Origin of the sequence: Oceaniglobus indicus, from assembly GCF_002751875.1 — a bacterium.
GTDB lineage: Bacteria > Pseudomonadota > Alphaproteobacteria > Rhodobacterales > Rhodobacteraceae > Oceaniglobus > Oceaniglobus indicus.
The window spans coordinates 131,561-153,648 of record NZ_NMZM01000010.1 but is presented as its reverse complement, the minus strand read 5'-3'; the positions used below and the strand labels follow the sequence as shown (position 1 = coordinate 153,648).

The following is a 22,088-nucleotide window of genomic DNA, read 5'->3' as shown; positions in this document are numbered from 1 at the left end:
GGTTGCACAGGATCAGGACGTTCGATCAACCGTCTGACCAGCGTTGAAGTGCGTCGATGACCTCATTGCTCAGCGTTTGCAGGTTGGATTGAGTTTCGATTGCGGGGCAATCCGCCTTCAGGCGCGCGGTCATGTCGGACATCGAAAACACGTTGGCCCCCTTCAATTCCCCCAGTTGATCCCATGTTACGGGCACCGCCACCGGGGCACCGGGGCGTGCGCGCAGGGCATAGGGCGCAATGGCCGTCGCGCCGCGTTCGTTGCGCAGCCAGTCGATGAAGATCCGGCCCTTGCGCTTGGACTTCGACATGGTGGCGGTGTAACGGTCGGGGTTTCGCGTGGCCATGACATGCGCGAATGTCTTGGAGAAAAGCTTGATCGTGTCCCAGCTGCGCGTGCGGCGCAGCGCCAGCCAGACATGCACCCCCTTGCCGCCGGTCACGATGGCGCCGCTTTGCAGGCCAAGATCCGCCAAGGCATCGCGCACCTCGAACGCCGCATCCCGCACGTCAGACCACTCCAGCCCCTCGTCGGGGTCCAGATCGAACACCATCCGATCCGGCCGGTCCAGCCTGTCGGTGCGCGCCCCCCAGATGTGAAATTCGATGCCCCCCATCTGCGCCGCCGCGATCAGGCTTTCGGGGCGCGTGGCATAGAGGTAATCGGCCGGCTCGCCGTCGCTTTCCTCGATCGTGATCCGGCCCAGTTCGGACGGCATCCCGCCGTTGTCGTGCTTCTGGAAGAAGCAGGCGTCATCGATCCCCGAAGGGCAGCGAAACAGCGACAGCGGACGATGACCGGCCAGCGCGATCATCCTGTCGCCCACCCGTTCGTAATGCTGCGCCACGTCGCCCTTGGTGCATCCGGCATCGGGAAAGACCTTGCGACCGGCGTTGCTGATGCGGATGCCCGCGACGGTGGTTTCGCGCTCGGGTTTCACGGGCGTCTCCAGAGTGATCTCGGCCGCGGGTTTGTCTTCGCGCAGGCCCAGGAAACTGCCGTGGCGCACGGCGCCGTCGGCGGTGAATTCGCTGAACTCGACCTCGGCCACCAGGTCGGGCCGCACCCAACGGGCCTGTTTCGCGATGGCGGTCGGCACATCTTGTGCGGGCGGGGTCTTGCGCCCTGTCATGGCACGCACAATGTCGTCCATCGCGGTGTCGGAAAAGCCGGTGCCGACGCGGCCGCGGTACCGCAGGGCGCCGTCTTCGTGGCTGCCCAGCAAAAGCGACGCGAAAGGCCGCCCGCGTTTGTCAGACGGCGAATAGCCGATGATGACGAACTCCTGCCTGCGGGTGCATTTGATCTTGCGCCATGCCTTTGTGCGGGTGCCACGATAGGGGGCATCGATCCGTTTGCTGACGATCCCCTCGGCGCCCGCCTTGCACGCCCGGGCGAACACGTCCGGCCCGTTGCCGACGATCTGATCGGTCAGGCGCAGGGGGCCTTGGGCGGGCACGCCGCTCAGCAGCTCGGACAGCCGGGCGCGTCGCGCGTCCTGGGGAAGCTTGCGAAGGTCTTCGCCGTCGACATGCAGCAGATCGAACGCAAAGAACACCAGCGCCGTGCCGTCCTTCAGCGCCTTTTGCAGCGCGGAAAACGCCGATCCCTGGATGCGGGCGGCCATCACCTCGCCGTCGATCAGGGCGCTGTCGCAGGGCAGCGGATCGAAGGCGCCGTCCAGTGCATGAAAACGGTCGGTCCAGTCCTTTCCCGACCGCGTGTAGAGCCGTGTGCCGCCCTTTCCGAGCGCGGCAAGACAGCGGTAGCCGTCGAACTTGGTCTCGTGCAGCCAATCGTCGCCTTCCGGGGCCTCGGACACAAGCGTGGCAAGCTGTGGCGTGATGAAGGCCGGGCGCTTGCGGCTGCGGTCGGGGGCCGGGTCGGGGTCGGGCGGTGCTTTGGCGGGCGCATTTTCGCCGATCTGTGTCATCGTGCGTCCGGTCTTGACCGAAACCGCCTTGCCCTTGGTCAACCCGTCAGCGTCGCCGGCAGCATAATCGTCACGTTCCTTGATCAGCAACCAGTTTTCGCGTTTCTCGCCCGGTTTCGCGCGCATCCGCACCAACGCCCAGCCGCCCTTCATCCGCTGGCCCTGCAGGGTGAATTTCAACTTGCCGTCGCCCAGCCCCTTGTCGATGTCGTCCTGCGGCACCCAGGTCCCGGTATCCCACAGCATCACCGTGCCGCCGCCATATTGCCCCTTGGGGATCGTTCCCTCGAAATCGCCATAGTCCAGGGGATGATCCTCGGTCCGCACGGCAAGCCGTTTCTCGCCCGGATCGGGCGATGGCCCCTTGGTGACCGCCCAACTGAGCAGCACGCCGTTCCATTCCAGCCGGAAATCGTAGTGCAGGCGCGTGGCTGCATGTTTCTGCACCACGAAGCGCCGTCGCACACCGCCCCTGCCCACCTGTCCGCGCGGCTCGTCCGTGCGGCTGAAGTCCCGCATCCGGTTGTAGTCTGACAGGGGGTCGGGGGCCTTGGCCATCTAGGATGCCTTCTTGCGCGCCGCCTTCTTGCGGGGCTTCCTGGCGTCGGCATTCTTCAGGCTTTGCTTCAAGGCCGACATCAGGTCCACCACGTTCTCACCGTCGCCGGTGCCGCCGCCATCGTCGGCGCGGACGCGTGGCGTCTTCTTGTTCTTGATCTTGGCGTCCAGCAGATCCTGCATCGCCTCGGCGTATTTGTCGTGATAGGCGCCGGCATCGAAGGGTGCGCTCTTGCGGTCGATCAGCGATGTGGCCACCTCGAGCAGTTCCTTGTCGACCTTCTCATCCTCGATATCGGTGAAGATCTGATCGGCCTCGCGCAGCTCATCCTCGTAATGCAGCGTCTCCATCAACAGGCCGTCGCCGCAGGGCTTGACCGCTGCCAGGTATTCCTTGCCCCGCATGGTAACCTGCCCCAGGCCGACCTTGCCCGCATTGCGCAAGGCATCGCGCACGACACGATAGGCGTCCTGCGCCAGATCGTCGGAGGCCGTGATGTAATAGGGCTTGTTGAAATAGAGCGGCGAGATTTCGCAGGCGTCGACGAACTGAACCAGCTCGAAGGTCTTCTTCGTTTCCAGCTTTATCGCGTCGATCTCGTCCGGGTCCAGCAGGATGTATTCATCATCGCCGACCTCGTATCCCTTGACGATATCCTCGGATTTGACGGGCCCCAAGCCGGGCACCGATTTCTCATAGCGCACGCGCTTGCCCGATGGTTCGTGGATCTGGCGAAACGATACCCGTGCCCCGGTCTTGGTGGCCGAGAAGATCTCGACCGGGATGGAAACCAGCGAGAGGCGAAGTTGTCCTTTCCAGAGCGCACGCGGTGCCATGTCGGTCCTTCCGTTTGTTGGGGATCACCCGCGAACAGGGGTCCTCACCTTGAAACGGAACAACAGTCGTGGTGGTTCCCTCGGCAGACCTCAGCGCCCGACGGCATAGGCCTGCATCAGGCGCGGTGTCGCCGCCGCCGCAAGGGTGCCATCGGCGCTGCGCAGCGCTGCGGTCAGGCGTCCGACGCTCCAGGGCTCGGCCACCGTGACGCTGTGACCCCGGGCGCGCAGGGCGTCGATCACATCGGCGCCGATCGCGGGTTCGATCATCATCGCGCCCGGTTGGCATTGGCGCGGATAGAACGACCCCTGGAAGTGCATCGAATGGAACAGCGGCGCATCGATCCCCTGTTGCAGATCGAACCCGTGATGCACGAAACGCAGGAACCAGATCAGTTGCCACTGATCCTGCTGATCGCCCCCGGGCGATCCGAACGCCAGCCGCATGCCGTCTTTTTCCGCCAGCGTCGGGGTCAACGTCGTGCGCGGGCGACGCCCGGGCGCAAGCGAGGTCGGCAAGCCGTCTTCCAGCCAGAACATCTGGGCGCGCGAGTTCAGCGCGAAGCCGAGGCCGGGGATAACGGGCGAGCTTTGCAGCCATCCACCCGAGGGGGTTGCCGCCACCACGTTGCCCCAGCGGTCGATCACGTCCAGGTGCACGGTATCGCCACGTTTTTCGGTCAGATGCGCCATGGTCGGTTCCTGCGGCGCGACCGGGCCAAGGCCGAAGTCCCGCGCCGCGCGTTCGATATATCGGTCGGCCAAGTGTTCAAACCCCGGCACCCGGCCGGGGCGCTGATCCAACGATGCCTGCGGGCCGATCAGCGCGCGGCGTCCGGCAGTGTAGTCTGCGCTGAGCAGGTGCCCGATCGGAATGTCCGCATGATCGGGGTCGCCGTAATAGGCCTCGCGATCGGCATAGGCCAGCTTGATCGTCTCGATCACGGTATGGACGAATTCATCGCCCATCGGGTCCATCGCGGCGATGTCGATCTCCGACAGGATCGCGAGGGCCTGCAACAGCACCGGCCCCTGGGACCACGGCCCGCACTTGTGGATCTTCCAGCCGTGGTAACCCAGGCTCAGCGGGTCTTCGTATGTCGCCTGCCATCCCGCCATGTCTGCCCGCGACAGGACCGCCGCACGGGGGGTGTCCGAGACGTCGCACACGCGCGCGGTGGCCAGGTAATCGGCGATGGCGTCGGCGACGAAGCCCGTGCTCCACGCCGCGCGGGCCGCGTCGATCTGGGTTGTCCGGTCGCTCGATGCGGCTTCGGCGTCGTCCACGATGCGTTGATAGGTGCGCGCCAGATCGGGATTGCGGAACAGGGCGTTGGCGGCGGGCGCCCGGCCGTCCGGGGTCCAGACGGCCGCCGATGTGGGCCATTCGGCGGCGAAAAAATCGGCAAGGCTTTCGATGGTCGCGGCGACGCGGGGCAGGATCGGATGGCCGTCGCGGGCATAGCCGATGGCGGGTGCCATGACGTCGGCCAAGGACATCGTGCCGTGATCGCGCAGCATCAGCATCCAGCCATCGAAAGCGCCCGGAACGACGGTGGCCAGCAGGCCCGATCCGGGAATCAGGGTCAGCCCCTGCGCCTTGTAATGGTCGATGGTCGCACCGGCGGGCGCGACCCCTTGGGCGCATACCACCTTGGTTTCATTGGTGTCCGCCCGGTGAAAGATCGCGGGCATGTCACCGGCGGGGCCGTTCAGGTGCGGTTCGACCACCTGCAGCACCAGCGCCGTGGCGACGGCGGCGTCGAAAGCGTTGCCGCCGCGTTCCAGGATGCCGAATCCCACGGCCGATCCGATCCAGTGGGTCGAGGCGACAACGCCGAAGGTGCCGCGTATCTCGGGGCGGGTGGTGAAATCGGACATCGGGAACCTCGGCGTGAAACGGGTGATGGGATGGCGATAGCATATTCCGGCAACCTTCGGAAATCCCTGCCGGATGGCCCGGTGCGGTCAGCTTGCCGCCACCGGGGGAAACGCCACGCTGACCCGCAGGCCGGGGCCGGCGTCGCCCAGATCCAGCCGGGCGTCGTGCAGGTCTGCCACCACCGCCACCAGCGACAGGCCCAGCCCGCTGCCCGGCGTGTTGCGCGACCGGTCCAGTCGATACAGACGTTGCAGCACGTTGGCGCGCTCGGCTTCGGGGATGCCGGGGCCGGTGTCGGTGACGCTGAGGGTGGTGCTGCCCGCCCCGCCGGTCACGGTCACCTCGATTTCGGTGCCCGGATCGGTGTGGCGCAGCGCGTTCTCGATCAGGTTGGCGATGGCCTGACCCAACAGGTCGCGATCGCCGCGCACCCGCGCGCCCGGATCCGCACGGATGCGCAGGGCATGGCCCGTTTCCGCCGCGGTCGGTTCATACAGTTCACCGACCGTTTCGGCCACGCGCGACAGGTCCACATCAGTAAACCGGCCCCGCGGCGAGCCGGATTCGACCTGCGCGATCTGCAACAGCGCGTGAAACACCGCCACCACCCCGTCGAGATCGCCGCGCGCCGCATCGACCAGCGCGCGGGCATCGTCGGGCAGATCGGCGCGATCCAGATCGTCGAGATGGACGGCGATGCGTTGCAGCGGCGTCTTGAGGTCATGGGCCACATCGGACGACACTTGCCGCAATGCCTCGTGCGCGGTCTGCTGCGCCTCGGCCATGCGGTCGATCCGATGGCCGATCTGGGCCATGTCGGCGGACCAGCCGCGCCCCGGATGCACCCGTGCCGCCAGATCGCCGGTGGTCAGCCGGTCCAGCGTCGCCTCCATCGCGCGGACCTGTGCGGCGCTGCGCCGCGCCAGGAAAAGACCGCCCGACAGCGCGATCAGGAACGTCGGCAGCAGCGACCACAACACGATGCGCCGGAAGGTTTCCGACAATTCGTCGATTTCAGCCCGCGAGCGGGCGATGGTCAGTTGCCCGCCGTGCAGGACCGCCCCCAGCGCCAGATATTCGCCGGAAAAGCCGGAGCCATCGCCCCGCGTCAGGTGATATCCGTTTTCATCGCGCGACAGGGTGGCATTGCCGAAATGCCGCCCGGACGGCGCGAAGTAACTCAGCAGCATCCGGTCGGGATCGGTCACGCGGCCTTCTGCCCGGACCAGCGCGGCCAGCGCGGCGGCGCTGGGCGCGGCGCGGAACCCGGCCATGTCCTGGCGCAGATCGTCGCGCATGGCGGTGTCCAGCGACGCGCGCGACACCGCCCAGGACGCCGCCAGCGAGGTCAGCGAGACGACGACGAACAGCGCCAGCAGCGACAGCGCCAAGCGCACCGGCATCGACCGGATCAGGGACAGGAGCGTGCGGTTCATGCGTCGATCCGGTATCCCGCGCCGCGCAGGGTCTGGATCAACTCGGTGTCGAACGGCCGATCCACCTTGGCGCGGAGCCGCGAGATATGGGTTTCGACCACGTTGGTTTTCGGATCGAAACTGATGTCCCACACCGCTTCCAGCAGCATCGTGCGCGTCTGCACCCGCCCCTTGCGCCGCAGCAGGTGTTCCAGCAGCGCGAATTCACGCGGCAGCAGGTCGATCTTCTGGCCCGCCCGCGTGACCTGCCGCGTGACAAGGTCCATGGTCAGGTCGCCCGCCGACAGCACCGTGTTCTGTTCGATGGCCTGCGGGCGGCGGGCCAGGGCCGCGACCCGTGCCGACAGTTCGCCAAAGGCGAAGGGCTTGGTCAGGTAATCGTCACCGCCCGCGTTCAGCCCGTCGATGCGATCCTCGACGCTGCCCAGCGACGTCAGGAACAGCGCGGGCGTTCGGTTGCCGGCGCCGCGCAGGGTTTTCATCAATGTCAGTCCGTCGATTTCAGGCAGCATCCGGTCCACGATCATCACGTCGTAGGTGCCCGCCGTGGCCTGCACCAGACCGTCGCGGCCGTTGTCGACCAGATCGACGGTGTGGCCTTCTTCGCGCAAGCCCCGCGCGATATAGCCGCCCGTCGTCGTGTCGTCTTCGATCACCAGCAATCTCATGGCTGCTTCCCCTTCGGACGTTCCCCGCCCCTGTCGTTCGTCCAATCTAGGGGGCAGGGGCGCGAAGCGCAGGTTACAGATTTGTATAGCGCGGGGGAACGCCATGTCAGGTGTGCCTTGCATATGGGGGGCATCACAGTTTTCCACGGAGTTCAGGAAATGCAACGAAGCAGATTGACCAACCGCCTTGCCAGTGTCGCGCTGATCGGTGCGCTGAGCGCGGGGGGCGCCATGACCGTCCTTCCGGTGCCCGCCTTTGCCGTGCCGGCCGGTGGCTATGGCGACCTTGTCGAAGCCGTGTCGCCCAGCGTGGTGTTCATCGAGGTGACGGCCGCCGTTTCCCCTGCCGCTGCCGACCCGTCCGACATGCTGGAAGGCATGCCCGACGAGTTGAAGCGCCGGTTCGGCGACATGTTCAAGGATCGGCGCGGTGGCCCGGCCCGGCCCGCACGCGGCGTCGGATCCGGTTTCATCATCTCGGAGGACGGCACCATCGTCACCAACGCCCATGTCGTTGACGGCGCCGAAGAGGTGAACGTCAAGCTGGCCGATGGGCGCAGCTTCACCGCCGAGGTGATCGGGACCGACCCCCTGACCGACATCGCCGTGCTGCGGGTGGATGCGGGCGAAGATCTTCCCGCGATTAAGTTTGGATCGTCCGACACCATGCGTCCGGGCGACGAGGTGGTGGCCGTCGGCAACCCCTTCGGTCTGGGTGGCACCGTGACATCGGGCATCGTTTCCGCCACGTCGCGCAACATCAATTCGGGCCCGTTCGATGACTTCATCCAGACGGATGCGGCAATCAACCGGGGCAATTCCGGCGGCCCGCTGTTCAACAACGCAGGCGAGGTAATCGGCGTCAACACGGCCATCTTCTCGCCCGATGGCGGCTCGGTCGGGATCGGTTTCGCCGTGCCGTCGGACCTTGTGAAGACCATCGTCGCCGACCTGCAGGACGACGGAGAGATCACGCGCGGCTGGCTGGGCGTGCAGATCAAGCCGATGCCCGAGGATATCGCGTCGGTGCTGGGCTATGACACGCCGAAGGGCGCGGTGGTCGAAGACGTGGTCCAAGACAGCCCCGCCGACAAGGCCGGCCTGGTGGACGGCGACATCATCCTGTCGTTCGACGGCACCGAGATCGTCGAGGTCCGTGACCTGACCCGTGTCGTTGCCTCGACGGCGCCGGACAAGACCGCCGACATGGTGGTGTTGCACAAGGGGCAGGAAAAAACCCTCAGCGTCACGATCGGCGCCCTGGCCAAGAAAGAGGCCTGATCGCCTCACGCAATCCGGCGTTGTCCCAAGGCGGCGTCGGTCAGCCCTGCCCGTTCGCGGGTGGGGTGCTGCGCGTTCCGGCGAAGGGAGGCGCCGGGACGCGTCGGTCAGTCATCGACCGCGCGGATCAGCTTGCGTTCCAGCACCCGCAGCACCGTGCGCAGGTCGGCGCCGCGTTTCAGGATCTGGCCGTCCATTCCGATCACCGCATATTGCCCCTGGCGGCCGCGCAGCTTGGGGCGCTTCTCGATCCGATACAGCGGGTTTTCGGCGGTGCGCCGGAACACCGCGAACACCGCCACCTCGCGCAGGAACGACATGCCATAGTCGCGCCATTCCCCGGCGGCGACCATTCGGCCATACAGCGTCATGATCGCGCCCAGTTCGCGCCGGTCGAAGACGACCTTCTCATCGGGGTCGGGACGGCCGGGAAAGGGGGTGGGGGGTTGCATGTTCATTCCCTTCAATGTGGTGCGATGGCCCGGGTTTGGCAATCCCCGCGCGGCGTTGCCCGGATTCCGCCACAGGATCACCGCGAAATCAGCACCGATCGGTCCCGGGGCGGCCCGATTGCACCGCCATGAATGGGGCATAGCGAAAGAACGCTACCCCGGTGCCGTGTCAACAACGCCCCCACCCAGTTCGCGGCACCGGGACAACCCCACCTTTTCAGCAGGCCACGACCGATGACCTTGCACGCCGTCGTGGCGTTTGGCTGCCGCCCCGGGCCGGTCACGAAAATTTCGCTGGATTTGTGGGGGCGGGTCTTTACCCTGCCTGCATCCAGCCTGAAAGGTCAGACATGAAGAAATTCCTCCCCCTCGCCGCCGCTTTTGCCGTCACCGTTTTCGGTGCGGCCCTTGTCCATGCCCAGGCCACCGATGATCCGGTCAAGGCCCGGCAGACGTTGATGAAAACCGTCGGCGCCCAGACCAAGATCCTGGGTGCCCAGGCCAAGGCGGGCGATGCCTTCGATCCCGAAGCGGCCCGTGCCGCGGCGATGACGCTGGCAGAGGCGGCAGGACAGGTTCCGGCAGCGTTCGAAACCGAAGCGCTCGACGGCGAAACCGAGGCGGTGCCAGCGATCTGGGAAAACTACGACGACTTCACGCAAAAGGCGACCGCGCTGGAAACCTCGGCCATGGCCGCCGCCGACGCGTCGTCCGCCGCCGAGATGGGCACGGCGATGCAGACGATCGGCGGGACCTGCAAGGCCTGCCACGAGGATTATCGCCAGAAGAAGTGATCCTCAGCCGCAGAAGATCCTCGTGATCCGGCCCTTGTCGTCCAGCGTGAAATTCGTCCGCGTCTCGATGTAATCCAGCGTCATGGCCGAATCCGGCCCAAGGATGCGGATGTCGGGACCGGACGGCAGGGAGACGCCCGCGATGTCGCTGCCGACGAGATGGCCATAGGCTTCGGCGCCGCAGGTGTCCGGTTGGGGCGGGGTGCTTTCGGCGGGCACACAGGCGGTGACGGCGGCAAACAGGGCGCCGAGCGCCGAAAACTTGATCAGAGGTTGCATTTCACGGGCCTTTTTGAACAGGGTCGGGATAACCTTAGATAGTCAGGAGAACCGCCATGAGAACCCGTGCCGCAGTTGCCCTCGAAGCCGGCAAGCCGCTCGAGATCATGGAGGTGAACCTGGAAGGCCCGAAGGCTGGCGAGGTTCTGGTGGAAATGAAGGCCACCGGTCTGTGCCATACCGATGAATTCACCCGCTCGGGCGCCGACCCCGAAGGCGCGTTCCCGGCGATCCTGGGGCACGAGGGCGCCGGTGTCGTGCTCGAAGTGGGCGCAGGCGTGACGTCGCTGAAGCCCGGCGATCACGTCATTCCGCTCTACACGCCCGAATGCCGTGAATGCGAATACTGCCTGAACCCCAAGACCAATCTGTGCCAGGCGATCCGCACGACCCAGGGGCAGGGCGTGATGCCCGATGGCACCTCGCGGTTTTCGATGCTCGATGGCACGCCGATCCTGCACTACATGGGCTGTTCGACTTTCGCCAACCATTCGGTTCTGCCCGAAATCGCGCTGGCCAAGGTCCGCAAGGACGCGCCGTTCGACAAGATCTGCTATATCGGCTGTGGTGTCACCACCGGCATCGGCGCGGTCATCAACACCGCCAAGGTCGAGATCGGGTCAAACTGCGTCGTCTTCGGGCTGGGCGGCATCGGGCTGAACGTGATCCAGGGACTGCGACTGGCGGGGGCCGACATGATCGTCGGCGTCGACATCAATCCCGACAAGCGCGCCATCGCCGAACGCTTCGGCATGACCCACTTCGTGAACCCCAGGGAAATCGACGGTGACGTCGTGCCCTACCTGGTCGATCTGACCCGGGGCGGCGCCGATTATTCGTTCGAGTGCATCGGCAACACCACCCTGATGCGCCAGGCGCTGGAATGCGCCCACAAGGGGTGGGGCGAATCGATCATCATCGGCGTCGCCGGCGCCGGCGAGGAAATCAGCACGCGGCCGTTCCAGCTGGTCACCGGCCGGTCGTGGCGCGGCACGGCCTTCGGCGGGGCGCGCGGCCGCACCGACGTGCCGAAGATCGTCGACTGGTACATGGACGGCAAGATCGAGATCGACCCGATGATCACCCACACCATGCCGCTGGACGATATCAACAAGGGTTTCGACCTGATGCATCAAGGCAAATCGATCCGCGGCGTCGTCGTCTATTGATTGGCCGACAAACCCGGCGCACCCCAGCTTTTTCTTGCCGAAAATACTCATGGCGCGCGGGTGCGCCAATCCGTAACGCACGACGGGGACACACCTCCCCGTGCCGGCGGTCTGGTCTTACATGACCGCGCCGATCTAATAAGGGCACGACATGAAACAGAATGACCGCCCCCTGTATGCCGTCCTGATCGACGCCGACAACATTCCCGCCCGCCATGCCGGCGCGATCCTCAAGGAAATCACCGGCTTCGGCGAACCGGCCCTACGCCGGGTCTATGGCGACTGGTCGTCGGGACAGTTGCGCAACTGGTCTGAAACCGTGCGCGGCCTGGGTCTTGTTGCCCATCAGGAGACGGCGAACACCAAGGGCAAGAACGCGTCGGATATCGGTCTGGTGATCGACGCGATGGATATCCTGCACACCGGCCGCTTCGATGGTTTCGTGCTGGTCAGCTCCGATTCGGACTTTACCGCGCTGGCGAACCGGATCCGCGAACAGGGGCTGGTCGTCATCGGCATTGGCGAGGCAAAGGCGCCCGAATCCCTGCGCAACGTGTGCAACCGGTTCATATTGATCGAAAACATCGTCGACGAGGTTCCGGTCCAGAAGACAAGGGACGAGGCCGACGACACGCCCGACTCCAAGCCCGTGAAGCAATCCCCGGTCGAGGCGGTGCCGCTGATCCTGAAGGCGATGGACCGCATCGCGCAGGATGACGAATGGTATGCGCTGGGCCCGCTGGGCCAGTATATCGTCGCCAACAACCCCGATTTCGACACCCGCACCTATGGCAAGAAGAAGCTGAGCGATCTTGTTCTGGAACTGAAGCGGTTCGAGACCAAGCGCGAGGCCAACCAGCTTTACGTGCGGCGCGTCGACTGATCGGCGCCCGGCGCGTCGCGCCGGGATTTGCGGCCGTACCGGGCAATGAACATCTCGACCGCCCCGGTGATCACGTGATCGCTTTCGGCGGCGCTGAACTGGGTCTGCACCCCGAACACCAGTCGCGGAAACAGCTGTGCCTTGCACAGCTCGGCGAACTGGTGCGCGGCCAGCCGCGTGTCGTCGATGTCGAGTTCGCCCCGATCGATCGCGAGGTCGAAGTATCGGCACAGGGTGGCTTCGATCATCGCCGGGCCGCTGGCATAGAATTGTGCGCCCAACTCGGGAAACCGGTCGGTTTCCGCCACGCAGATCCGAAACACCCGCTGGCCGAAATCCGACAGGCAGAACCGCAAAAGCTGTGCGCCGGCCTGGGGCAACACCTCGTGGGGGGGCGCGTTCATGTCGATCCTCGATGTCGCCTCTGACGCCTGCCGGGCACATTCGGTTTTCGTGACCTCGAGAAACAGCGCCCGCTTGTCCGGAAAATAGCTGTAGAGCGTCGCCTTCGAGACTTCGGCAACCTTCGCGATGCTGTCGACGCTGGCGCCATCGAACCCATCCCTGAGAAACACGGCCCGCGCGCCATCCAGCACCTGCGCGAACTTGCGCCCCTTCTTGATACCGTCCGTCATCACGATCCCGTCACCCGCCATTTCGCCAAGAGTAGGGCGGATGGTTCATCTTCCGCAACCAAGCGAAATCACCCCACCCGGAAAACCCGCTTGCGGTGCGCACCGCATGCATTAAATTAGAATGATTCTAAACAAGGAGCGCCAGATGATTCCGGGACTGTCCAATCGCCGCCGCTTTGCCGACCTGTCGCAACAGGAGATCCTGGCCCTCGCCATATCGTCCGAGGAAGACGACGCGCGGATCTACCGAACCTACGGTGAACGCCTGCGCGCGGGGTTTCCCGGCTCGGCCGCCGTCTTCGATGCGATGGCCGCCGAAGAAGACGACCACCGGCGCCGCCTGATCGACATGCACCGGGACCGCTTCGGCGAGGTCATCCCCCTGATCCGGCGCGAACACGTCCAGGGGTTCTATGCGCGCCGTCCCGTGTGGCTGATCGACAACCTGGGGCTGGAGCGGATCCGCGATGAAGCGGTCATGATGGAGCGGGACGCCCGCCGGTTTTACGAACGCGCCGCATCACGGACGACCGACGCGGGGATCCGCGCGCTGCTGGGCGATCTGGCCGCCGCCGAGGCCGGCCATTCCGAACTGGCCGAAACGCTGACAAAGACCCATCTGGACGACGAACAGCGCGACACCGAGGAACGTGTCGCCCACCGCCAGTTCGTGCTGACCTGGGTGCAGCCGGGATTGGCGGGTTTGATGGACGGGTCGGTTTCCACCCTAGCGCCGATCTTTGCCGCCGCCTTTGCGACCGGCGACACATGGCAGACCTTCCTGGTCGGGCTGGCCGCGTCGGTCGGGGCCGGAATCTCGATGGGATTTACCGAAGCCGCGAGCGATGATGGCGCGATCTCGGGGCGGGGCAGCCCGATCAAGCGCGGCATCGCATCGGGCGTGATGACCACCATCGGCGGGCTGGGCCATGCGCTGCCCTACCTGATCCCCGATTTCTGGACGGCGACCACAATCGCGATCATCGTGGTGTTCATTGAACTCTGGATCATCGCCTGGATCCAGAACCGGTTCATGGAAACGCCGTTCTTCCGGGCGGCGTTCCAGGTGGTTCTGGGCGGTGCTTTGGTTCTGGCGGCGGGCGTTCTGATCGGGTTCGGCTAGCGCCCACCGATCGGACGGGCGCGCGTGCTGCGGGTGTCGGAGCCTCCGGCGGGAGTATTTCGGGCAAGAAAAAGCCGGGGGAAGTCCGGTCTGGACTTTTCTCGCCATTGCGGGGCGGGCGCTTAGTGGATAGCGCTGCGCCATGATCGAGATCTTTTTGAAGACCCTGCCGTTTTTCGCGCTGATCGCCTTGGGGTGCTGGGCCGGTCGCACGCGGTTCTTCACGGCCGAGGCGACCGCCTATCTGACGAAGTTCGTCTTCTACTTCGCCCTGTCGGCGATGTTGTTCCGGTTTTCCGCGACGCTGTCGTTCTGGCAGGTGCTGGATTGGGATATCGTCGCGGCCTACCTGTGCGCCTCGGTCGTGGTTTACCTGCTGGCGACGCTGGTTGCGATGATCCGCCGGGTCGGCATCGAGCAGGCGGCGATCGAGGCGCAATGCGCCGTTATCGGCAACGTCGGCTTCCTTGGCGTGCCGATGCTGGTTCTGCTGTTGGGCGAGGCGGCGATCGGGCCGGTGATGCTGATCCTTGCCGTCGACCTGATCGTCTTCGGATCGCTGGTGGTGATCCTGATCACCGGGGCGCGCGATGGGCGGGTGGCACCGGGAATCCTGTTGACGGTGGGACGGGGGTTGATCCGCAATCCGATGATCGTATCGATCATCCTTGGGTTTTCGTGGTCGGCGATGGAATGGCCGATTCCGGCACCGATGGACGAATTCCTGGCGATCCTGGGCGGGGCGGCGACACCTGGGGCGTTGTTCGCCATCGGTGCCTCGCTGGCGGGCAAATCGGCGGAGCGCCTGCGCGTCGCCGTCTGGCTGTCGGTCTGCAAGCTGATCGTGCACCCGCTGGCGGTGGCGGTGTCGGCCCTGATGATCTTTGCCGTCGATCCCTATTCGGCGGGTGTCATGATCGCGGCGACCGCCCTGCCTGTGGCGGGCAACGTGTATATCATCGCGCAGCATTACGGGGTCGCGCCGCAGCGGGTGTCGGCGTCGATCCTGATTTCCACCGCCGCTTCGGTGCTGACCGTGTCGGCGGTGATCGCGTGGGTCGGCGGCTGAGCGGTTGCCAGTTTCGGGCCGAGCGGCTAGCGATGGGGTGAATCCACAAGGGAGTGCGCGCAATGAAGACGATTTCCGAGAATGCCTGTTTTGGTGGTGTCCAGGGCGTCTATTCCCACGCGTCCAAGGCGACGGGGACCGACATGACCTTCGGTCTGTTCCTGCCGGCCGAGGCAAAGGATGGTCCGGTGCCGGTGCTGTGGTTCCTGGCGGGGCTGACCTGCACCCACGAGAACGCGATGACCAAGGCGGGGGCGCAGGCCCATGCCGCGGCGCAGGGTATCGCGCTGGTGTTTCCCGACACGTCGCCGCGCGGTGATGGCGTGGCCGACGACGACGCCTTCGACATGGGGCAGGGGGCCGGGTTCTATCTGAACGCGACCGAGGCGCCCTGGGCGAAACATTTCCGGATGTGGGATTATCTGGCCGATGATCTGCCCGCGGCGTTGGCGGACATGCCGCTGGACCGGGAACGTCAGGCGATCACCGGACATTCCATGGGCGGACATGGCGCGCTGACGCTGGCCATGGGTCTGCCGGGACGGTTCCGGTCGGTTTCGGCCTTTTCGCCGATCTGCAATCCGATGCAGAGCGATTGGGGCCGCAAGCAGTTCACCGGCTATCTGGGCGCGGACGAATCGACCTGGACGAAGCACGATGCCTCGGTGCAGATGCGCGAGACCGGGTTTGCCGGGCCGATGCTGCTGGACACCGGGACCGACGATCAGTTCTATGACCTGCTGCGCCCCGGCGCCATGGCCGAGGCGATTGCCGCCCGTCGCCAGCAGGCGGTGATGCGTCTGCAACCGGGATACGATCACAGCTATTTCTTCGTCTCGACCTTCATGGAGGATCACGTCGATTTCCATGCCGAGGCGCTCTACGCATGATCTATGTCGATGCCGACGCCTGCCCGGTCAAGGCCGAGGCCGAAGCCGTGGCCACCCGTCTGGGCGTCAAGACGTTCCTGGTGTGCAATGGCGGGTTGCGCCCCTCGGCCAACCCGCTGGTCGAAACGGTATTCGTATCCGACGGCCCGGACGTGGCCGACATGTGGATTGCCGAACGGGCCAAGACGGGCGACGTGGTGGTCACGGGCGACATCCCGCTGGCCGCGCGCTGTGTCGAGGCCGGTGCCCGCGTCATCCGCCACAACGGCGAGGCGCTGACCGCCGCGAACATCGGCAACGTCTTGGCCACGCGCGATCTGATGACCGACCTGCGCGCGGCCGATCCGTTCCGGCAGGGCGGCGGCAAGGGTTTCACCAAGGCCGACCGGTCGCGGTTTCTGGATGCGCTGGACCGGGCGGTGCGTGCCGCGCAGGGAGATGTGAGATGAGCGTGAAGGCCGTCGTGTTCGACATCGGCAACGTGCTGATCGAATGGAATCCCCACAGGTATTACGACGCAAAGATCGGTGCTGACAGACGGCGCGCCCTGTTCGATGCCGTGGATCTGGAGGCGATGAACCTGTCGATCGACGCCGGGGCGCCGTTCCGCGAAACGATCTATGCCATGGCCGACGCGCACCCCGAATGGCGCGACGACATCCGCGACTGGCACGACAACTGGATCGAGATGGCCAGTCCGTCGATCCCCCACTCCGTATCCCTGTTGCGGGCGTTGCGGGCGCGGGATGTGCCGGTTTTCGCGCTGACGAACTTTGGCGTCGACAGCTTTGCCTATGCGGCCACGCAATACCCGTTCTTCAACGAATTCGACCGCGCCTATGTGTCGGGGCGGATGGAACTGATCAAGCCCGATCCGGCGATCTATGCCGCGCTTGAGGCGGATTGCGGCGTCGCGCCCGATGCCCTGCTGTTCACCGACGACAGGCCCGAAAACATCGAGGCCGCGGCGGCGCGGGGATGGCGGACGCATCTGTTCGACGGACCCGCCGGATTTGCCGCCCGTCTGGTCGCCGAAGGCTTGTTGGACGATGCGGCCGCCGCCCCATGACGCCCGATGCGCGCGCCGTGGCTGACGTGGTGACGTGATGGGTTGGGTCCTGGTCACCCTGTTCCTGGCCGGGCTGGTGGCGCTGCCGTTCGTGGCCGAACGTCTGCGCCGCCCGCTGGACGATGGCGACCGTGCAGCGGCCCCCGGTCAGGGTGCCGATCTGGCGGAGGGGGTGACCTGGTATCGCTGGCGCGGGCCCGTGGGTGGGCCGGTGGCGGTCTGCGTCCACGGATTGACCACGCCTTCGGACATTTTCGATCCGTTGGCGGACCGACTGGCCGACAGTGGATATCGGGTTCTGACCTATGATCTGCCGGGGCGTGGGTTTTCCGATACCGTGTCGGGGATTCAGGACCGCGCGTTCTTTCTGCGTCAGCTGAACGGGCTGCTGGCCCACCAGGGCGTCGGGCGGATCGATCTGTTGATCGGCTATTCCATGGGCGGTGCGATCGCGACCTGTTTTGCGGCCGAAACACCCGAAAGGGTGGGGCGGCTGGTCTTGCTGGCCCCGGCCGGGTTGTTTCACAATGCGGGCGTCATGGCCGATCTGGCCACACGGATCCCGCTGTTGGGCGACTGGATCATGATGGTGCCGGGTGGCGTGCTGATGCGGCGGGGCATCCGGGGCGATGATGCGCTGGTGCGGGTGCAGCGGGCGCAGACACGGCGACGCGGGTTCCTGCCCGGCGTGCTGTCGTCGTTGCGCCATATGCTGGCCGTGAATCTGGGCGGTGAACATCGGGCGATCCGCGCTGCCGGGATCCCGACCCTTGCGCTGTGGGGCGAGGATGACACCGTGATCCCCGCCTCGAATGTCGGGCGGCTGGCCGAGGTCAACCGCGATGCGCGTCACGAAATCCTGCCGGGCGCCACCCATGCGCTGCCCCATACCCACAGTGCCGCGGTCATGGCCGAGATCGCGACGTTCGTTTCGGAAACCTGAATGCGCGCGGGGTCAACCCTTCTGGCGCAGCATCGCAAGCCGGATCAGGGTCCGTTCGACCAGTGCCATCTGCGGCACCTGCGCCGCCGAGCGCAGCGTCAGGTCGGTGTCGATCAGCGCATGCAAGGCCTGTTCCAGCCGCCGCACACCCCAGGATTGCGCCTGTTTCGCCATGACCTGTGGCCGGTTCGAAAAGATCCGCCCGCCGGGATTGACCGCCGCCGCGTGCAGGGTGCGGAAATGACGGGTGGCGTTGATGCACAGGGTCACGGGGTTCACGCCCTGCGCCTGGATTCGCGCCATGACCGGCCCGATTTCATTCGCCCGCCCGTCGGTCACGATATCGAGGATGTCGTCCACCGCCGCCTCGGTCGAGACAGGTGCGACGGCGGACACGTCGGCGACAGCCAGAGGAGTGTCGTCGTTCAGCTTGTAGAGCGACAGTTTTTCCATCGTCTGGCGGAAATCACCGGGGTCAAGCGTCCGGGCCAGGGCGTTCAGCGCGTCGCGGGCGTCGGTGTCGATCCGGGTCAGGCCGGCAGCTTTCAGGTCACGCTCGATCTCTTCGCGGGTCGGTGGATCGTCATAGATGGCGGCGGCGAGGGCGTTCCTGTGCTGCTCGAACAGCTTGCGCACCGGGCTGGTGGCTTTCAGCGCGCCCGCGGTGACGACGATCTGCGCGTCGCCGGGGTTCCAGACTGAAAACGCGGCCTTCAACGCGTCAGCGGTGTATTGGGTCGCGTCCTCGACAAAGACGACGCGCGGGCCGGGAAAGAACCCCTGGGCCTTGATCGCGTCGGTCAGATCGGCGCCGCCCTTGCGCAGATCGCCCGCCGGGATCCGGGTCAGACGCATCTCGGCGTCGCCATCGGGGCCGATCAGCGCCGCGATCACCTGTTGGCGTTTCAGGGCCACGCGCATGGCATCCGTGCCGTAAATCAGCAATCCCGCGCGGGTCGAATCGGGTTTGGCGAAATACCCCGAGGCTTCGCGCGGCGACAGTTTCACGTGCGCCAGCCCGGCGCGGTGGCGATCAGCCGACTGACCAGTTGATCGGCCAGGATCGTCATCAACCGGCGGCGCGCGTCACGCTCGGCCGTCTGCACCGTCACCGTGTTGCCGGCGATGGAGCCTCGGGTGTTGTCGAACACCGGTGCGGAATATTCGGTAAAGTTGCGCACGATGCCGTCGGTGACGGTCACATCGTCCGACAACCGGTGCAGGGCCCAGGTCAGCTCACCCCGGATGCGATAGCGGGTGATTTCCTGGTCCGGCGTCACGCCCAATCCGTCCTGCCCGACGGCAAGGCTGGCCGACAGGCGATGGGTCGCGGCTTCGCCCCGGCCCAGGCGTTCTTCCAGGCGGCGCACCAGAAGATACCCGGCTTCATCCGATGGCGCATCGACGCGGATCGAGCCGCGCAACCCTTCAGCGGCGCCGCCGGGGCCATAGGCGGGGGTGAACCCGCATCCCGCCAGCGCGCCAAGCCCCAGAAGGAAGATCCGGCGATCAGACCACGACATTGACGATCCGCCCCGGCACCACGATCAGTTTCTTCGGCGCGCCCCCGTCCAGCGCCCGTTGCACGGCCTTGTCGGCCATCACCAGCGCCTCGATATCGGGTTTCGCCATGTCGGCGGGCACCGTGATTTCCGAGCGTCGCTTGCCGTTGATCTGGATCGGCAGCGTCACCTCGTCATCCACCAGCATGGCATCGTCGGCGACGGGCCAAGCGGCCAGCGTCACCAGACCATCGCCGCCCAGTTGCGACCAGAGGTCTTCGGCCAGATGCGGTGTCATGGGCGACATCAGTTGCACCAATGTGCGCGCCGCCTCGATCTTCGCCGCGCGGCCGGCCTGCGATTTGCCGAGGGTCGCGGTGAAGGCATAGAGCCGCGCGACGGCCGAGTTGAAGCCGAAGGATTCGATGCCCATAGACACGTCGTGGATCGTCTTGTGCATCTCGCGAAGCAGATCCTTGTCGCCGGGTTGCGCGCCTTCGTCGGGCGATTCGATGATCTCGGTCACGATGCGCCAGACGCGGCCCAGGTGGCGGTGGGTGGCGTCCGCGCCGCTGGCCGTCCATTCCACATCGCGTTCGGGCGGGCTGTCGGACAGCACGAACCAGCGCGCGGTGTCGGCGCCATACTGGTTTATGATGTCCACCGGATCGACGACGTTGCGCTTGGATTTCGACATCTTGGCCGAGGGGATGATTTCCACCTCGCGCCCGTCGGCCAGTTTGCCGTCATTCACTTCGGACGGAAGGTGATAGACCGGACGCCCGTTGGCGTCGCGGGTCAGATAGATCTCGTGCGTCACCATCCCCTGCGTGAACAGCGCATCGAAAGGTTCGATGGCGCTGGCCGGCAGGTGACCGCAGGCGTGCATGGCGCGGGCGTAGAACCGCGAATACAGCAGGTGCAGGATCGCGTGTTCGACGCCGCCGATGTATTGATCGACGTTCATCCAGTATGCGGCCTCGTCGGCATCGGTGGGCGTTTCCGCGTCCGGTGACGTGAAACGCGCGTAATACCACGACGAATCGACGAAGGTGTCCATCGTGTCCGTCTCGCGCTGGGCCGGGGCGCCGCATTTGGGGCAGGGCACATCGCGCCATGTGGGATGCCAGCTGAGCGCGTTGCCGGGCCGGTCAAAGGTGACATCCTCGGGCAGTTCGATCGGCAGGTTTTCCTTTTTCTCGGGCACGACGCCGCAGGTGGCGCAATGCACCACCGGGATCGGACAGCCCCAATAGCGTTGCCGCGACAGCCCCCAGTCGCGCAGGCGGAACTTGGTCACCCCATGGCCGACGCCGTGTTCCTCGCAAAACGCGATGGCGGCGTCGATGGCGGCGTTCGCAGTGAGTCGAGTTTCGCCGAAGAAACCACGCAAATAGGTGTATTCCTCATTCTTAGCTGGTGGAACATTTGCTTCGACATCGAAAGCATAGGCCAGCATTGTCATCTCGGTTTCACCATCCAGATGACCAAATCCTTCCGCACCGGACCAATCTAGATCAGGGCGGTCCGATGGCAGTTTCACCGCTTCCGTGTAGTCCTCATCGACAAACACCGGAATGATAGGAAGATCGTACTTGCGCGCAAAATCGTGATCGCGCTGGTCGTGGGCGGGGCAGCCGAAGATCGCGCCGGTGCCATAATCCATCAGGATGAAGTTCGCGACGTAAACCGGCAGCTCCCACGCGGTGTCGAACGGATGGCGCACCCGCAGACCGGTGTCGAAACCCTTCTTCTCGGCCTTTTCCATCTCTTCCTCGGCCGTGCCCATCTTGCGGCATTCGGCGTTGAAGGCGGCCAGGTCTTCGTTTTCCTTCTCAAGCTCGCGCGCCAGGGGATGATCAGGGGATATGCCGATGAAGGACGCGCCCAGCATCGTGTCGGGGCGGGTGGTATAGACCTCGATCCGGTCATGGCCGTCGGGTCCGTCGATCAGCGAGAACGCGAATTGCAGGCCGCGCGACTTGCCGATCCAGTTCTTCTGCATCGTCTTGACCTTGTCGGGCCAGTTGTCGAGGCTGTCGAGCGCGGTCAGCAATTCTTCGGAATAGTCGGAGATCTTGAAGAACCATTGCGTCAGCTCGCGCCGTTCCACCGTCGCGCCGGAGCGCCAGCCCTTGCCGTCCTCGACCTGTTCGTTGGCCAGCACGGTCATGTCCACCGGATCCCAGTTGACCACCGCGTTCTTGCGATACACCAACCCCTTTGCCAGAAAATCCAGGAACATCGCCTGTTGCTTGCCGTAATATTCGGGATCGCAGGTGGCGAATTCGCGCGACCAGTCCAGCGACAGGCCCAGCAGCGCGAACTGTTCCTTCATGTTCGCGATGTTGCTGCGTGTCCAAGTCCCGGGGTGGATGCCGCGTTCGATGCTGGCGTTTTCCGCCGGCAGGCCGAAGGCATCCCACCCCATGGGGTGCAGCACCGCGTGACCCGTCGCGATCCGGTGACGGGCCACGACATCGCCCATGGTATAGTTGCGCACATGCCCGATGTGCAGATCGCCCGAGGGATAGGGAAACATCTCGAGCACGTAATACTTGGGCTTGTCGGGATCGGCCTTGGCCGTGAAGACCTCTGCGTCGGCCCAGGCCTTCTGCCACTTGGGTTCGATATCGGCGGCATTGTATCGGGACATGGGTCGGTAACCTTTTTCGGACGCGGGGA

At 65.4% G+C, this 22,088-nt stretch carries 21 protein-coding genes; 10 read left to right on the top strand and 11 right to left on the bottom strand.

The window, feature by feature from the left end:
- Window positions 1–25: 25 nt before the first annotated feature.
- The 5 genes from ligD to CFP68_RS15475 all read right to left on the bottom strand — a co-directional run bounded on the left by ligD (window position 26) and on the right by CFP68_RS15475 (window position 7,314).
- Window positions 26–2,491: a DNA ligase D gene (ligD, locus tag CFP68_RS15495; RefSeq protein WP_099827832.1), complete on the bottom strand. Its 2,466-nt coding sequence runs from the start codon at window positions 2,489–2,491 to the stop codon at window positions 26–28.
- A complete protein-coding gene (gene ku / locus CFP68_RS15490) occupies window positions 2,492–3,328 on the bottom strand; it encodes a non-homologous end joining protein Ku (protein WP_099827831.1) in 837 nt (278 codons plus the stop codon). It abuts the gene before it with no gap.
- A gap of 90 nt (window positions 3,329–3,418) precedes the next feature.
- Window positions 3,419–5,209, bottom strand: a complete 1,791-nt coding sequence (locus tag CFP68_RS15485; RefSeq protein ID WP_099827830.1) for a gamma-glutamyltransferase family protein — start codon at window positions 5,207–5,209, stop codon at window positions 3,419–3,421.
- Between the two features lie 87 nt (window positions 5,210–5,296).
- Window positions 5,297–6,646, bottom strand: coding sequence for a sensor histidine kinase (locus tag CFP68_RS15480; protein WP_099827829.1), 1,350 nt, complete (start codon window positions 6,644–6,646; stop codon window positions 5,297–5,299).
- Window positions 6,643–7,314, bottom strand: coding sequence for a winged helix-turn-helix domain-containing protein (locus tag CFP68_RS15475; protein ID WP_099827828.1), 672 nt, complete (start codon window positions 7,312–7,314; stop codon window positions 6,643–6,645). Before CFP68_RS15475 ends, CFP68_RS15480 begins: the two co-directional genes overlap by 4 nt.
- A 159-nt stretch (window positions 7,315–7,473) precedes the next feature.
- Here CFP68_RS15475 and CFP68_RS15470 point away from each other — a divergent pair, with 159 nt between their 5' ends.
- Window positions 7,474–8,595, top strand: coding sequence for a trypsin-like peptidase domain-containing protein (locus CFP68_RS15470; RefSeq protein ID WP_241524117.1), 1,122 nt, complete (start codon window positions 7,474–7,476; stop codon window positions 8,593–8,595).
- Between the two features lie 107 nt (window positions 8,596–8,702).
- Here the strand turns inward: CFP68_RS15470 and CFP68_RS15465 are convergent, their stop codons facing one another.
- Window positions 8,703–9,053, bottom strand: coding sequence for a DUF2794 domain-containing protein (locus CFP68_RS15465; RefSeq protein ID WP_099827874.1), 351 nt, complete (start codon window positions 9,051–9,053; stop codon window positions 8,703–8,705).
- A gap of 344 nt (window positions 9,054–9,397) precedes the next feature.
- Here CFP68_RS15465 and CFP68_RS15460 point away from each other — a divergent pair, with 344 nt between their 5' ends.
- Window positions 9,398–9,841, top strand: coding sequence for a c-type cytochrome (locus CFP68_RS15460; protein ID WP_099827827.1), 444 nt, complete (start codon window positions 9,398–9,400; stop codon window positions 9,839–9,841).
- A gap of 3 nt (window positions 9,842–9,844) precedes the next feature.
- Here the strand turns inward: CFP68_RS15460 and CFP68_RS15455 are convergent, their stop codons facing one another.
- Window positions 9,845–10,120, bottom strand: a complete 276-nt coding sequence (locus CFP68_RS15455) for an I78 family peptidase inhibitor (RefSeq protein WP_099827826.1) — start codon at window positions 10,118–10,120, stop codon at window positions 9,845–9,847.
- Window positions 10,121–10,176: 56 nt separating this feature from the next.
- Here CFP68_RS15455 and CFP68_RS15450 point away from each other — a divergent pair, with 56 nt between their 5' ends.
- Window positions 10,177–11,289, top strand: a complete 1,113-nt coding sequence (locus tag CFP68_RS15450) for an S-(hydroxymethyl)glutathione dehydrogenase/class III alcohol dehydrogenase (RefSeq protein ID WP_099827825.1) — start codon at window positions 10,177–10,179, stop codon at window positions 11,287–11,289.
- A 151-nt stretch (window positions 11,290–11,440) separates the two neighbouring features.
- Entirely contained in the window at window positions 11,441–12,172 is a 732-nt protein-coding gene (locus tag CFP68_RS15445; RefSeq protein ID WP_099827824.1) for an NYN domain-containing protein, read from the top strand.
- Here CFP68_RS15445 and CFP68_RS15440 read toward each other — a convergent pair.
- Entirely contained in the window at window positions 12,151–12,807 is a 657-nt protein-coding gene (locus tag CFP68_RS15440; protein WP_099827873.1) for a TetR/AcrR family transcriptional regulator, read from the bottom strand. The two genes, CFP68_RS15445 and CFP68_RS15440, sit on opposite strands and share 22 nt — an antisense overlap.
- Before the next feature lie 145 nt (window positions 12,808–12,952).
- Here CFP68_RS15440 and mbfA point away from each other — a divergent pair, with 145 nt between their 5' ends.
- From mbfA to CFP68_RS15410, 6 genes are all read left to right on the top strand, one after another.
- Window positions 12,953–13,930 (top strand): iron exporter MbfA, encoded by a 978-nt coding sequence (mbfA, locus tag CFP68_RS15435; protein ID WP_099827872.1) that lies wholly within the window; start codon window positions 12,953–12,955, stop codon window positions 13,928–13,930.
- Between the two features lie 142 nt (window positions 13,931–14,072).
- On the top strand, window positions 14,073–14,999 hold the full coding sequence (locus tag CFP68_RS15430) for an AEC family transporter (RefSeq protein WP_099827823.1): 927 nt from the start codon (window positions 14,073–14,075) through the stop codon (window positions 14,997–14,999).
- A 62-nt stretch (window positions 15,000–15,061) separates the two neighbouring features.
- The gene (fghA, locus tag CFP68_RS15425; RefSeq protein ID WP_099827822.1) at window positions 15,062–15,889 is read left to right on the top strand and encodes an S-formylglutathione hydrolase; all 828 of its coding nucleotides are present in this window, start codon (window positions 15,062–15,064) and stop codon (window positions 15,887–15,889) included.
- Entirely contained in the window at window positions 15,886–16,338 is a 453-nt protein-coding gene (locus CFP68_RS15420; protein ID WP_099827821.1) for a YaiI/YqxD family protein, read from the top strand. The genes fghA and CFP68_RS15420 overlap by 4 nt, the downstream gene beginning before the upstream one ends.
- Entirely contained in the window at window positions 16,335–16,958 is a 624-nt protein-coding gene (locus tag CFP68_RS15415) for an HAD family hydrolase (protein ID WP_099827820.1), read from the top strand. The genes CFP68_RS15420 and CFP68_RS15415 overlap by 4 nt, the downstream gene beginning before the upstream one ends.
- A gap of 37 nt (window positions 16,959–16,995) precedes the next feature.
- Window positions 16,996–17,901, top strand: coding sequence for an alpha/beta hydrolase (locus tag CFP68_RS15410; RefSeq protein WP_099827819.1), 906 nt, complete (start codon window positions 16,996–16,998; stop codon window positions 17,899–17,901).
- A 12-nt stretch (window positions 17,902–17,913) separates the two neighbouring features.
- Here CFP68_RS15410 and holA read toward each other — a convergent pair whose 3' ends face one another.
- From holA to CFP68_RS15395, 3 genes are read right to left on the bottom strand one after another with little or no spacing between them, the layout of a single operon-like run.
- The gene (holA, locus tag CFP68_RS15405) at window positions 17,914–18,909 is read right to left on the bottom strand and encodes a DNA polymerase III subunit delta (protein ID WP_099827818.1); all 996 of its coding nucleotides are present in this window, start codon (window positions 18,907–18,909) and stop codon (window positions 17,914–17,916) included.
- Window positions 18,906–19,424: an LPS assembly lipoprotein LptE gene (gene lptE / locus CFP68_RS15400; RefSeq protein WP_099827817.1), complete on the bottom strand. Its 519-nt coding sequence runs from the start codon at window positions 19,422–19,424 to the stop codon at window positions 18,906–18,908. Before lptE ends, holA begins: the two co-directional genes overlap by 4 nt.
- On the bottom strand, window positions 19,411–22,059 hold the full coding sequence (locus CFP68_RS15395) for a leucine--tRNA ligase (RefSeq protein WP_099827816.1): 2,649 nt from the start codon (window positions 22,057–22,059) through the stop codon (window positions 19,411–19,413). The genes lptE and CFP68_RS15395 overlap by 14 nt, the downstream gene beginning before the upstream one ends.
- Window positions 22,060–22,088 lie beyond the last annotated feature (29 nt).